Below are 13,958 nucleotides of genomic sequence, written 5' to 3' on the forward strand. Positions count from 1 at the left end.
TTCTAAAATCAATATTTATAAGAAAAAGGAGTTAGGACATTTCCAACTCCTTTTTCTTAATCTTCTCAGACAAAAATTCTATCCTTATAATATTTTATTCTGCTTCAGCCAACTTGTATTTATAACGTTTAACCATTAATATTTACACAATCGTTAATCCATTCTAATTTAGATAAAACCCAAAGAATATTCTTACTTTTGCAATTCTATTTATTTCCTTATCAAGGATGAACACAAATGTCCTCAATAAACTAAAGATTCTAGCGGAATCTGCGAAATATGACGTTTCATGTGCTTCCAGTGGAGTATCTCGTTCCTATAAAAAAGGAGGAATCGGAGATACCAGCGGATGGGGCATCTGTCATAGTTTCACAGAGGATGGCCGATGTATTTCGTTACTAAAGATAATGCTTACCAACAATTGCATTTATGACTGCGCCTATTGTATAAACCGGAGAAGTAATGATTTGCCAAGAGCAACATTTTCAGTGAACGAATTGGTCAATTTGACTATTGAATTTTATAGAAGAAATTATATTGAAGGATTATTTCTAAGTTCCGGAGTTGTGCGCAACCCAGACTATACAATGGAAAGACTTGTCAAAGTAATAAAAGACCTACGTTCGATACACCGATTTAATGGATACATCCATATGAAAAGTATTCCAGGTGCTAGTCAAGAACTGGTCAAAGAAGCTGGACTTTATGCCGACAGACTGAGTGTCAATATAGAAATTCCCAATGAAAAAAGTCTACGACAATTAGCTCCTGAAAAAGATTTCAAAAGTATACTGGAACCCATGCAATATATACAACAAGGAGTTTTACAAAGTGTTGAGGAACGAAAAAAATATAGGTATGCTCATCGATTTGCACCTGCAGGACAAAGTACACAAATGATTATAGGAGCTACGACAGATACAGACAAAGATATCCTGCAACTTTCTTCAGCCTTTTATCAAAAGCCAACAATGAAGCGAGTTTACTATTCCGGATATATTCCTGTTAATGAATATGACAAGAGATTACCTATGCTAAAGCATCCTCCATTGATAAGAGAAAATCGTTTATATCAAGCTGACTGGTTGCTTCGTTTCTATTCTTTCAGAGTAGACGAGATAGTAAATGATACATTCCCTGATTTGGATCTTGACATAGATCCCAAATTATCATGGGCTTTACGCCATCCTGAATACTTTCCAATAGACATTAATCGAGCTGATTATGAAATGTTGTTACGAGTGCCTGGAATAGGCATAAAATCTGCAAAATTGATTATTGTATCGCGCCGTCACGGGAATTTGGGAACATATCAACTAAAAAAAATAGGTATCATTATGAAAAAAGCTCAATATTTTATTACTTGTCGAGAACTTCCACCAAAAACTATACATGAAATGTCTCCCAATTTTATCAAAAACTTATTTATCTCCAAGCCTAAAAACAACCCCAGAAACCTACAACTAAATATTCCTTTTGATTCAGCAGAATGACAATTTTCATATATGATAAAACTTTTGAAGGGTTACTAACTTGTATATTCGACGCTTATTTTAAAAAAAGCTTCCCCGATTTTCTTTTATCCGAAAAAGATTCTCTACCCTTGTTTTATGATGAACTAATTACTATATATACTGACAATGAAAAATCGAGCCGTGTATGGATATGTCTGCAACATAAATTGTCCAAATTAGCACTTTCTTGTTTAGCTGCCTGTTGGTTTTCAGAATTGCCAAATATTGACATTATTATGTTCAGATATATACATAAAGTTATAGATGCTAAACAATCTATTGAATTAAATTTTGGAGATCCCGATGTTCTCGAAATAAGTAAAATAGGAAGAAAAGTCGGGCAAGAAAAAGGTAGAATCATTCAATTCCTTCGTTTTCAAAAAACCATTGACGGAATTTATTTTGCTGCAATAGAACCTCTTTATAATGTCCTATCATTAGTTATTGAACATCTGAAAAGAAGATTTAAAGACCAAAAATGGCTTATTTATGACATGAAACGCAACTATGGTTATTATTATGACTTATCCGAAGTAAAAGAAATAACTTTTGATAACCTCAAAGATATCCAATTTATTTCAGGTCTACTAAATGAAAATATCATGGATAAAGATGAGAAATTATTCCAACAGCTTTGGAAAGAATACTTCAAAGCAACCACAATACAAGAACGTATAAATCCCAAACTTCATCGTCAAAACATGCCCGTTCGCTTCTGGAAATATCTTATCGAAAAGCATTAGAAAATACACCTGATTTATATCCATATCATATAATAATTTGTTTCTCTTTTTTATTATTTTCCTATTTGTAAAAACAAACTAAACAGTATTTCTGTTATTACAGAAAAACAATATTATGAAAAAGTTAGCCAATATTCTCATTCCCATATTTATTTGTTTTCTGGTGGGATTAACAGCAAATTTTTTTCAATCAACGTCGATACACGAATGGTACCCCCATTTAAATAAACCTTCGCTAACACCTCCGAATATCGTCTTCCCTATAGCTTGGACATTCCTTTATATATGCATGGGACTTTCGATCGGACTAATCATTAGTTCAAAATCTTCTGAAAAAAAGAATATGATATGGTTATTTATCATTCAATTATTTTTCAATTTTTCATGGAGTATCCTATTCTTCTATCTACGCAACCCTCTATGGGGCTTAGCAAACATTATAATACTTGATATTGCTGTTATATATTATACTTGCAAAAGCTTTAAAATAAACAAAATCAGTTCCGCTTTATTTTTTCCGTACATACTATGGCTAATTTTTGCAACTTACCTAAATCTTTATATCTTTTGGTACAACTAATTAAATATAAAGTCAAGAATAAGCCTCCCACCATTTGCCTAAAAATATTCCGCCAACATTACTTTAACGGCAACGGTTCATTCAAATTCATATTCTTTAATAAAATATGATCAGCAACTTTGTACATTTCTTCCCTTGAGTGTATCAGGGATTCCCACTGGTCATGATAGAGATAATCTTGATCAATCTTAAAATTTTCAGACCCTAATCGATCAATACGGGACAACAATAATCCAACTGTTATCCGATTTATATCCATTGCCGGCTGATAAGCTAAAACTCGTTCATCATCAGTAGCTGTTTCTATCAGAATATTTATCTTAACCAAAAGATATAATATTTGCCCTGTAAGTTTAATGGGTATATGATATAAATTAGATATTTCTTCACTGGTAAGAGGACTTTTTCCACTTTCAAATCGCTTAACCACTACAGACGCAATCAGTATAGAAAAAAAATCTTTATATCTACGGCTTATATTTTTAGTATCGCTTTCAAAATTATAATTCTGAATATTTTGGGCCGAAAAAGACAATACTGCCCCAAACAAACAAATAAGCCAAGAAAGTTGCATCCACAAAAGAAATAACGGAAGGAATGCAAAACTCCCATAAATAGCATTATACTTAGATACCCAAATTTGTCCACTAATATATACATATTGAAAAATCTGAAAAGCGGTTCCACATATAATACCTGCAACAAATGCATTCAAAAATTTTACTTTCGTATTAGGAACCAGTATATATATACCTGTAAAAAGAAGGCATGTAAGAAAATAAGGAGCAAAAGATAAAAGGTTACGAACCAAAGGACTAATAAAATTGAGATAGACACTATTGTTTATGCCTGACGAAACAAAAATAGACAAACCACTGGAAGCAATCATCAAAATAGGCAAAATAACAAACATTGAGGTATAATCGGTAATCTTTCTATAAAATGAACGGTTTTTCTTTACTTGCCATATATCATTTAGAACATTTTCAACATTTCCCATCAAACTTATTACCGTCCAAAACAAAAAAATCAATCCTATTCCTACAAAAACTCCACTTTGGGCCTGATTAAGATAAGCATCCACAAATGTAAGGACATGAGACAAGGCTTCTTTTTGTGCTGGAATGTAATCAAACAACTGGCTTTGTATGATATTTTGAAATCCAAAACCCTTCGCTATTGCAAAAATCAAGGCTAAAGCCGGAACTACAGCCAATAATGTACTATATGTCAAAGCCGAAGCTTTTGACATAAGATCATCTTCAATAAAACGGCGTATCGATATATAGATAGTTTTAACCAAATTAATCAATCTCTGGCGAGTACCCGACACTTCATTCTCTGTAATACGCCACATATCTTCGAGTACAAATTTAAGTCCCCAATGAAAATATTGTTTTAAACGCTCTATGATTGATATCTTTGCCATTTTTCTAACCATTAATTAAGGAAAGATTACAGTAACCCATTTATATATATCGTCATTATCTTTATTTCCTTTCTAAATAAAGAAACAAACGCATATCCTTTAAAACAAATAATACCTTATTTTGTATCTTCTGACATCTTTTTTTATAGAAAAAATACAGTAGGCCGATAAGCCGGGTTCTGTACCTTCATTTCAAAAGGAATCTGTCATTTATCTTGACTTTATGTTACCATAAAGCTCTAGCGGTTTACCCCCCGACATCGGACGAGCAGCCCTACAACGTCGGTATACATAACCTTACAACCCATAAGATGTACGGCTCTTTATGTTACCATAAAAACCGGTAAGCTCTTACCTCACCTTTTCACCCTTACCTTTTTTAAAGGCGGTTATTTTCTGTTACATTACTCTACCCTCACGGATAGCTTCCCGTTAAGAAATATGGTGCTCTGTGTTGCCCGGACTTTCCTCATATGTAAAAAACATAAGCGACAGATTGTCCTACTGTATTTTGTACAAAGATACACCTTCAGCTCGGCTTATGCAAACATTAGTATCGGAATCTGATTAACTTTAAGCCTAATACAAATATACTTTTATATTAAAATATAACGGGAACAATATCTTATCAAAAAATTTTTCTGCATCAACTTCTACCAAACAATCAGTTTTGGAGTACCACCCTATAATCCTTACTGCAGTAACAAATTATAAATAATCAAATATTTTGACATGTAATAATATCATCTTACATCTCTAATCAATTCTCGAAAAAAGAAGAAATAGAATTTTAAACGTAACCCTCTACATTATTTCTACTCAATTAATATAAATCAGGTCTATAATGAAAAATATATATTCACTGTCTGACAAAATCTATAAAATAGCACACCATTATCATTTAATATCAATCCAACTAATCTAAAAATAAAAAATACAGACATAAATATATATTTTTCTCCATATTCCAACTTAATATATTCTATAAATATAAGAGCATTTCAGTTCATCTCATTATGTATTCATTTTTGAATCCTTACAACACAATCAAATAAACAATAATCTGTCAATTATTCGATACTGTTAATTATAAATGCAGACTTTATGTCAGTAAAACACAGCAACTTTGTCGGGTCTCCAATCATATTTGCGTTAAGTGCTGTTAAGTCGGTATGTGTGCTATTAAAAGTTTATAAAATTCATGACAGTATAGAATAAACGCACGAATATTGTATTAAATTTAACGACTGAAATATTTAAAACGAACATTAATTTAACATTTGAATAAAACAGAATTATGGAAGATTACAGAAAAAAACTATTAAGTTTCGCTCTTGTTGCTCTTATTAGTTCGGGCATCTCAATCGGTGCTTATTCATTACTAAATGCATCAAAATCAATAAGAAATAGCAGTAGTATTGAAAACGAATCCGTTTTTGCCAGACCAGTAGGGTATTCGATGACCTCGCATGCTCCAGCTGTAGAAACAGATTTTACAAAAGCAGCAGAAAGTACAGTAAATGCTGTAGTAAGTATAAAATCGACAACAAACACAAAAGCTCAACAACAAGGTATGATGCCAGATCCTTTCTTTGAATTCTTTTTTGGACAAAGAGGTAATGGTAATATGCAACCCCAACCACGTGTCGGTATGGGATCGGGAGTCATTATCTCGACTGACGGATATATCGTAACCAATAATCATGTAATAGACGGTGCTGATATATTAGAAGTAACCCTGAATGACAAACGGTCTTTTAATGCAAAAGTCATAGGAACAGATCCATCTACAGACCTTGCACTATTAAAAATAGAGGCTAAAGACCTTCCTATCATTACTTTTGGAGACTCTGATAAATTGAAGGTAGGGGAATGGGTGTTAGCTGTAGGTAATCCCTTCCAACTAACTTCCACTGTAACAGCCGGTATTGTAAGTGCTAAAGCCCGCTCCTTAGGGATCATTTCAAGTAATAGTAAAAACCACACTATGGGGCTCGAATCATTTATCCAAACTGATGCTGCAGTAAATCCAGGAAACAGTGGCGGAGCATTAGTTAATACTAACGGTGAATTAGTTGGAATCAATACTGCTATATATTCCGAAACAGGAGCCTATTCAGGATATTCATTCGCTATCCCTACAAGTATTGTAAGTAAAGTAATTACCGATTTAAAACAATATGGAACTGTACAAAGAGCTGTTTTAGGTATTGCTATACGTCCTATAAACTCCGAATTGGCAAAAGAAAAAGATATTGATGTACAGGACGGTGCATATGTAGAAGAAGTAAACGAACGTAGTGCTGCTATGGAAGCAGGAATAAAGAAGGGTGACATCATCAAAGCTATTAATGGCGTCAAAATTAAAAATGTTGCCGAACTACAAGAACAGGTCAACCGCTATCGTCCCGGTGACAAGATCAAAGTAACTATCGTGCATAATAAACAAACAAAAGACATTGAAGTTACGTTGAAAAATAGCCAAGGCAATACAACTGTAAGTAAAGCTGTTGGTATAGATTCTTTAGGGGCAGCCTTCAAAGAATTGAAAGACAAGACACGTCAAGAATTGAATATCCGTTATGGTGTACAAGTTGACGGTATTAAAGCCGGTAAATTCCAAGCTGCCGGAATAAGAAATGGATTTATTATTCTCCGCATCAACAATACCCCTGTATCATCTGTAAGCGATGTCGAAGATATATTCAACAGTATTATGAAAGGGAACAATAGGGATAAAGTAATGTTTATCACAGGTATTTATCCCAACGGTAAAACCGGATATTATGCCGTTGATTTGACTGAATAATTTGCACGAAGATATAAAGAACAATAACAAAGCACAACCTTCTGGTTATAATTAGACAAAAGGTTGTGCTTTTATCAAATCATAAGAATGGCTATAACACAATAAAATCAGAAACAAATCGTTATTATAAGTGTTGTACCTATAAGCGCTAAAAACGAATATAATTTATATTCTACTTACTATATATTTATATGGTATAAGGATTGAATATTGGTAAAAAAGCGTTATATTTGCACTCCAAATTTTCATTTTGCAAAATGAGACAATTAAAGATTACAAAATCAATTACCAACAGGGAAAGTGCTTCTCTTGACAAGTATCTTCAGGAAATCGGACGCGAAGACTTGATTACAGTTGAGGAAGAGGTTGAACTTGCCCAGCGTATTAAGAAAGGCGACCGAGTTGCTTTGGAAAAGCTGACTCGAGCAAATTTACGTTTCGTTGTATCAGTAGCTAAACAGTACCAAAATCAAGGATTGAGTCTTCCCGATCTTATCAACGAAGGGAATTTAGGACTAATTAAAGCTGCTGAAAAATTTGATGAAACCAGAGGTTTTAAGTTTATTTCTTATGCGGTGTGGTGGATTCGTCAATCAATTCTTCAAGCCTTGGCAGAACAGTCCCGCATCGTTCGTTTACCGCTGAACCAAGTAGGCTCACTAAACAAAATAAGTAAAGCCTTTTCTAAATTTGAGCAGGAAAATGAACGTCGACCATCACCAGAAGAGCTTGCTGACGAGTTGGACATCCCCGTAGATAAAATCTCTGACACAATGAAAGTATCCGGCCGTCATATTTCGGTAGATGCCCCATTTGTCGAAGGAGAAGATAATAGTCTGTTGGATGTATTGGTTAACGACGATTCCCCAATCGCCGACCGTTCACTTATTAACGAGTCTCTTGCTAAAGAAATTGACAGAGCTCTTGCTACACTGACCGAAAGAGAAAGTGATATTATCAAAATGTTTTTCGGTATTGGATGTCAGGAAATGACACTGGAAGAAATCGGCGATAAATTCGGCCTTACAAGAGAGCGCGTACGCCAGATTAAAGAAAAAGCCATTAGGAGATTAAGACAAAGTTCTCGTAGCAAATTGCTAAAAACGTATTTGGGATAATTGCAAATGAGATTATCAAAAAAAGCACCTAAGTATAGGTGCTTTTTTATTTTTGACTTTTTAGCCCATAGTACTGAATTTGCATAAGTACACTATCGAATAAAGAAAAAAATAGAAAAACGTCTACATTATTACAATAAACTTTACCTCCCTCCATAAAAAATTGATAATGAATACAAAAGGAGACTGAATACTTACAATTTAATATAAAATAGAAGTTATTATCTTACAAGATATAATTTTTTATCATAAAAAAGTATCATTTTTATTTTGAGATTAAAAAACTATCTATATATTTGCAATCAAAATAAAACAAACAATACTTTATCATTATAAAAAATGAGACACTTTATTGATCTACTACTCGGTCTAAATATTATTATTCTATCGGGATTTACCGAAAGGATGTGAGCGGGTACAAACCTTTTATAAAAGGGAAATCAATAAAAGAAAAATGCAAACCTTTCTCACACCATGTGCAGAAAGGTTTTTTTATGACAATAACAAAATAAAATTAAATACAAATGAGTGACAGATTATTTATTTTCGATACTACTTTACGAGACGGAGAACAAGTACCAGGCTGCCAATTGAACACAGTCGAGAAAATCCAGGTAGCAAAAGCGTTAGAAGGATTGGGCGTAGACGTTATTGAAGCGGGATTTCCTGTATCCAGTCCAGGCGATTTCAAATCAGTTGTCGAAATCTCAAAAGCTGTTACATGGCCTACAATTTGCGCATTGACACGCGCTGTAGAAAATGACATAAAAGTTGCTGCCGATGCTCTTGAATATGCCAAACATAAAAGAATACATACTGGTATCGGTACCTCTGACTATCACATAAAATACAAATTTAATTCTACTAGGGAAGAAATTATTGAACGAGCTGTTGCTGCCGTAAAATATGCCAAAAAGTTTGTGGAAGATGTACAGTTTTATGCTGAAGACGCAGGCCGTACCGATAATGAATACTTAGCACGTGTGATAGAAGCTGTAATCAAAGCAGGAGCTACCGTTGTCAATATTCCTGATACCACTGGATATTGCCTGCCCGATGAATTCGGCCGAAAAATTAAATTCCTTAAAGAAAATGTAAAGGGAATAGACAATGTCGTAATTGCCACGCATTGTCATAACGATTTGGGTATGGCTACAGCCAACACTATTTCGGGTATTATGAATGGAGCCCGACAAGCAGAAGTAACTATTAATGGTATAGGTGAGCGAGCAGGAAATACTTCACTTGAAGAAGTAGCTATGATTTTTAAAAGTCATCACGAAACAAATATCGTAACAAATATAAATACCCAAAAAATCTATGGTATCAGCCGTATGGTTTCAAGCCTGATGAATATGCCTGTACAACCCAATAAAGCAATTGTCGGAAGAAACGCATTCGCCCATTCTTCAGGAATACATCAAGATGGTGTATTGAAAAATCGGGAAAGCTATGAAATCATAGATCCTAAAGATGTTGGTATAGATGAAAATTCTATCGTACTGACAGCTCGTAGTGGACGAGCAGCACTAAAACATCGGTTACATATATTAGGGGTAGAATTAGATAAAGAAAAGCTGGACAAAGCATACGAAGATTTCTTAAAGTTAGCTGACCGGAAAAAAGATATCAATGACGACGATGTACTGATGTTAGTCGGAAAAGAGCGTTCTGCGAATGCCCGCATCCGTTTAGAGTATCTACAAGTAACTTCCGGTGTCGGTGTACGCCCGGTAGCCAGTATTTGTCTTGATATTGCCGGAGAAAAATTCGAAGCTGCGGCCTCAGGCAATGGACCAGTCGATGCTGCAATTAATGCCGTAAAACAAATTATTCATCGTAAAATGACTGTACAAGAATTTCTCATACAAGCCATTACCAAAGGAAGTGATGATGTAGGTAAAGTACACATCACTGTTTCTTACGAAGGAGCTCACTACTACGGATTTTCAGCCAATACCGATATTGTAGCAGCTTCGGTAGAAGCTTTTATAGATGCTATCAACAAATTCATCATCTAACAAATATCATAAGCAGATTCTAAATCTATTAAAAATTATTCTTAAATTGGAAGAATTTAAAGAATACGTTTTATCAAATGATTAAAAGAACATATATCCAATGAAAACATTATTTGACAAAATTTGGGATGCTCACGTAGTATCAACAGTAGAAGGCGGTCCGACACAACTATACATCGACAGGCATTACTGCCACGAGGTAACTAGTCCTCAGGCATTCAACAGCCTCCGAGAACGAAATCTAAAAGTATTCCGTCCAGAAAAAACAACTTGCTCACCCGACCATAATATTCCGACTTTAAATCAGGATAAACCGATACAAGACCCTATCTCACGAAAACAAGTTGAGGAATTGACCAAAAATGCACAGGAGTTTGGATTGACACTTTTCGGTTTGGGACATGAAAAAAATGGTATCATTCATGTTATTGGTCCTGAAAACGGACTCACACAACCGGGAATGACTATTGTCTGTGGTGACAGTCATACATCTACACATGGAGCATTTGGTGCCGTAGCGTTCGGAATAGGAACCAGCGAAGTTGAAATGGTTTTGGCTTCACAATGTATTTTACAACCAAAGCCGAAAAAAATGCGTATCACAATTGATGGCAAATTGAAAAAAGGTGTGACAGCTAAAGACATCGCTTTGTTTGTCATTGCAAGAATGACAACTGGTGGTGCTACTGGATATTTCGTAGAATTTGCCGGAGAAACTATCCGATCTTTAAGTATGGAAGAGAGGATGACAGTATGTAATCTAAGTATAGAAATGGGAGCGCGTGGAGGAATGATTGCTCCAGACGAGACAACCTTTGCTTATGTAAAAGGTAGGGAATACGCACCTAAAGGAGAAGAATGGGATAAAGCTATTGCCCAGTGGAAAGAGCTAAAAAGCGATGATGGAGCAATATTTGATAAAGAAATATATTTCAATGCCGAAGAAATAGAACCTCGTATTACATATGGGACTAACCCCGGTATGGGCATGGGTATACAAGATACAATTCCCTCTCTTGAAGAGATTGATGAAGCCGGAAAAATATCTTTTTGCAAATCATTGGATTATATGGGATTCAAACCGGGAGAAAAATTAATCGGGAAAAAAATAGATTACATATTTTTAGGTAGTTGTACAAATGGAAGAATTGAAGATTTCAGAGCTTTTGCTCAGTTCGTTAAAGGAAAGAAAAAAGCTGAATGTGTAACCGCTTGGCTCGTTCCTGGTTCTTGGAAAGTAGAAAAACAAATCCGGAATGAAGGTTTAGATAAGATACTGAATGATGCGGGGTTCGAACTACGCCAACCCGGATGTTCTGCCTGCCTCGCTATGAATGACGACAAAGTACCTGCCGAGAAATATGCGGTATCTACATCAAATCGAAATTTCGAAGGCAGACAAGGTCCAGGAGCTCGAACAATTCTCGCAGGCCCTCTTGTTGCAGCAGCAGCAGCTATCACCGGAGAAATAACAGATCCAAGAGACTTTTTATAATTGATTCAGAATGTTTAATCTATAATAATCATGACAGATAAATTTGAAACTTTAACATCAACTTGTATCCCATTACCTATGGAAAATGTAGATACAGACCAGATAATTCCAGCCCGTTTTCTCAAAGCGACTACCCGTGAAGGTTTTGGAGATAATCTCTTTCGCGACTGGAGATACGATAAAGAAGGTAATTTAATAAAAAGTTTTGTTCTAAATGATCCAACATATACTGGCTCTATACTTGTGGCCGGAAAAAATTTCGGTAGTGGATCGAGTCGAGAACATGCAGCCTGGGCTGTAGCCGGTTACGGATTTAAAGTCGTTGTATCCAGTTTTTTTGCTGACATCTTCAAAAACAATGCATTGAACAATTGTGTGCTTCCAGTCGTAGTATCCGAATCATTCCTTGCCGATTTGTTTGCGGCCATCCGAGAAAACCCACAAACGACCGTAACTATAAATCTGGAAAAACAAACTATCGTTAACAATGCAAATAAGGCTATAGAGACATTCGATATAAATCCTTACAAAAAGAATTGTTTACTTAACGGATTCGATGATATTGATTACCTGCTGAGCCAGAAAGATAAAATTGAAGCTTGGGAAAAAAATAAAATATAACATTTTCTATCACTATCTCCTATTAAAAATTGGATATATATCAGACTTATTCAATAGAGAGAAATATATAAATTTTCTTAAACTGACAAATAAAATATAAGTATGTCGATAGAAATAATGGATACCACTCTTCGTGATGGAGAACAAACCTCGGGAGTTTCTTTTGCAGCTCAAGAAAAACTGAGTATCGCCAGACTTCTACTTGAAGAACTGAAAGTCGACCGAATCGAAATAGCATCGGCCCGAGTATCAGAAGGTGAATTCGAATCTGTAAAGCGAGTCTGTGAATGGGCAGAAAGACGCAATCACTCAAACAAAATAGAAATCTTAGGATTCATCGATGAAGGAATCTCTATTAGATGGATTAAACAAGCTGGAGGAAAGATAGTGAATTTACTTTGTAAAGGTTCTAAAAAACATTGCGAACAACAATTACGTAAAACTCCACAAGAACATATATCTGATATAAAATCAACAATAGAAAAAGCTCGAAAGAATGACATTGATATCAATATCTATCTGGAAGACTGGTCTAATGGTATGATACAATCTCCCGATTATGTCTTCCATCTTATCAATAGTCTACAAGATGAACCAATAAAAAGATTCATGTTACCTGATACATTAGGTATATTGAATCCATATCAAACTTTCGAATTCTGCAACAATATATGCCAACAATATCCTGATATCCATTTTGACTTTCATGCTCATAATGATTACGATTTGGCAGTTGCCAATGTCTTATCGGCAGTAAAAGCTGGTATAAAAGGTATCCACTGTACCATCAATGGTCTTGGAGAACGTGCCGGTAATGCACCTTTATCAAGTGTATTAGCCGTATTACATGACCAGCTAAAACAAAAAACCCATATCGATGAAACTAAAGTAAATCAAGTAAGCCGTGTCGTAGAATCTTACTCCGGTATCCGCATACCTTCCAATAAACCGGTCATCGGTGAATACGTCTTTACTCAATGCGCCGGAGTCCACGCCGACGGAGATAGCAAAAACAACCTATATTTTAATGATCTACTTCCCGAAAGATTCGGTCGCACTCGGGAATATGCATTGGGGAAAACATCAGGAAAAGCCAATATTCGTAAAAATCTGGAAGTTCTGGGAATAGAATTGGATGATGAATCGATGCGAAAAGTTACGGAACGAATTATAGCTCTCGGTGACAAAAAAGAATTAGTAACTCAAGATGATCTTCCATATATAATTTCAGACGTATTGAAGCACAATGACAAAGACCAACCAATACGGGTACTTAATTATTCTTTAGCTCTGGCTCAAGGTCTAAGACCTGTCGCTGTCATTAAAATGGAAATACATGGTATTCAATATGAAGAGACATCTATAGGTGACGGACAATTTGATGCTTTTGTAAAAGCTCTACGAAAGATTTATAAAATACAACTGAAACAACCGTTTCCTATGCTGACAAACTATATGGTAGACATTCCTCCTGGCGGACGAACAGACGCACTTGTACAGACAGTTATCACATGGAATCATAACGGGCACACATTCAAAACCCGAGGGCTCGATGCCGACCAAACTGAAGCAGCTATACAGGCGACTATTAAAATGCTGAATCAAATTGAAAGTATGTAATAACAAAA

General features: G+C 35.1%; 10 protein-coding genes and 1 other RNA gene. 9 read left to right on the plus strand and 2 right to left on the minus strand.

What is annotated here, in order from left to right; all coding sequences use genetic code 11:
* Positions 1-227: 227 nt before the first annotated feature.
* From BN2628_RS06275 to BN2628_RS06285, 3 genes are all read left to right on the plus strand, one after another.
* Positions 228-1,493: a putative DNA modification/repair radical SAM protein gene (locus BN2628_RS06275; protein ID WP_021931563.1), complete on the plus strand. Its 1,266-nt coding sequence runs from the start codon at positions 228-230 to the stop codon at positions 1,491-1,493.
* Positions 1,490-2,257: a TIGR03915 family putative DNA repair protein gene (locus BN2628_RS06280; RefSeq protein ID WP_021931562.1), complete on the plus strand. Its 768-nt coding sequence runs from the start codon at positions 1,490-1,492 to the stop codon at positions 2,255-2,257. Before BN2628_RS06275 ends, BN2628_RS06280 begins: the two co-directional genes overlap by 4 nt.
* Positions 2,258-2,372: 115 nt before the next feature.
* Positions 2,373-2,837 (plus strand): TspO/MBR family protein, encoded by a 465-nt coding sequence (locus BN2628_RS06285; RefSeq protein ID WP_021931561.1) that lies wholly within the window; start codon positions 2,373-2,375, stop codon positions 2,835-2,837.
* Positions 2,838-2,895: 58 nt separating this feature from the next.
* On the opposite strand, the gene BN2628_RS06290 is transcribed toward BN2628_RS06285, so the two are convergent.
* Both BN2628_RS06290 and rnpB read right to left on the minus strand, forming a co-directional pair.
* Positions 2,896-4,266 (minus strand): YihY/virulence factor BrkB family protein, encoded by a 1,371-nt coding sequence (locus tag BN2628_RS06290; protein WP_021931560.1) that lies wholly within the window; start codon positions 4,264-4,266, stop codon positions 2,896-2,898.
* A 152-nt stretch (positions 4,267-4,418) separates the two neighbouring features.
* Positions 4,419-4,774: RNase P RNA component class A (gene rnpB, locus BN2628_RS10075), an RNA gene on the minus strand.
* Positions 4,775-5,563: 789 nt separating this feature from the next.
* Between rnpB and BN2628_RS06295 the strand changes: the two genes are divergently transcribed.
* From BN2628_RS06295 to BN2628_RS06320, 6 genes are all read left to right on the plus strand, one after another.
* Positions 5,564-7,075 (plus strand): Do family serine endopeptidase, encoded by a 1,512-nt coding sequence (locus BN2628_RS06295; protein ID WP_021931558.1) that lies wholly within the window; start codon positions 5,564-5,566, stop codon positions 7,073-7,075.
* 257 nt (positions 7,076-7,332) lie between these two features.
* A complete protein-coding gene (locus tag BN2628_RS06300; protein ID WP_044230192.1) occupies positions 7,333-8,193 on the plus strand; it encodes a sigma-70 family RNA polymerase sigma factor in 861 nt (286 codons plus the stop codon).
* Between the two features lie 524 nt (positions 8,194-8,717).
* Positions 8,718-10,214 (plus strand): 2-isopropylmalate synthase, encoded by a 1,497-nt coding sequence (locus tag BN2628_RS06305; RefSeq protein ID WP_044230191.1) that lies wholly within the window; start codon positions 8,718-8,720, stop codon positions 10,212-10,214.
* Positions 10,215-10,314: 100 nt separating this feature from the next.
* Complete coding sequence (gene leuC / locus BN2628_RS06310; RefSeq protein WP_055096545.1) at positions 10,315-11,709, plus strand: 3-isopropylmalate dehydratase large subunit; 1,395 nt, start codon at positions 10,315-10,317, stop codon at positions 11,707-11,709.
* 30 nt (positions 11,710-11,739) lie between these two features.
* On the plus strand, positions 11,740-12,330 hold the full coding sequence (gene leuD / locus BN2628_RS06315; RefSeq protein WP_044230189.1) for a 3-isopropylmalate dehydratase small subunit: 591 nt from the start codon (positions 11,740-11,742) through the stop codon (positions 12,328-12,330).
* A 117-nt stretch (positions 12,331-12,447) separates the two neighbouring features.
* Positions 12,448-13,950 carry an alpha-isopropylmalate synthase regulatory domain-containing protein gene (locus BN2628_RS06320; RefSeq protein ID WP_044230292.1) on the plus strand — a complete coding sequence of 501 codons (1,503 nt, stop codon included), beginning with the start codon at positions 12,448-12,450 and terminating at the stop codon, positions 13,948-13,950.
* Positions 13,951-13,958: the final 8 nt, after the last annotated feature.

It is taken from the genome of Gabonia massiliensis, from assembly GCF_001403595.1.
GTDB lineage: Bacteria > Bacteroidota > Bacteroidia > Bacteroidales > Coprobacteraceae > Coprobacter > Coprobacter secundus.

Coding starts and splice junctions, on each gene's coding strand:
- BN2628_RS06305 (WP_044230191.1), top strand. CDS start 8,718: ATGAGTGACAGATTATTTATTTTCGATACTACTTTACGAGACGGAGAA.
- BN2628_RS06285 (WP_021931561.1), top strand. CDS start 2,373: ATGAAAAAGTTAGCCAATATTCTCATTCCCATATTTATTTGTTTTCTG.
- leuD (WP_044230189.1), top strand. CDS start 11,740: ATGACAGATAAATTTGAAACTTTAACATCAACTTGTATCCCATTACCT.
- BN2628_RS06275 (WP_021931563.1), top strand. CDS start 228: ATGAACACAAATGTCCTCAATAAACTAAAGATTCTAGCGGAATCTGCG.
- BN2628_RS06295 (WP_021931558.1), top strand. CDS start 5,564: ATGGAAGATTACAGAAAAAAACTATTAAGTTTCGCTCTTGTTGCTCTT.
- BN2628_RS06290 (WP_021931560.1), bottom strand. CDS start 4,266: ATGGCAAAGATATCAATCATAGAGCGTTTAAAACAATATTTTCATTGG.
- leuC (WP_055096545.1), top strand. CDS start 10,315: ATGAAAACATTATTTGACAAAATTTGGGATGCTCACGTAGTATCAACA.
- BN2628_RS06280 (WP_021931562.1), top strand. CDS start 1,490: ATGACAATTTTCATATATGATAAAACTTTTGAAGGGTTACTAACTTGT.
- BN2628_RS06320 (WP_044230292.1), top strand. CDS start 12,448: ATGGATACCACTCTTCGTGATGGAGAACAAACCTCGGGAGTTTCTTTT.
- BN2628_RS06300 (WP_044230192.1), top strand. CDS start 7,333: ATGAGACAATTAAAGATTACAAAATCAATTACCAACAGGGAAAGTGCT.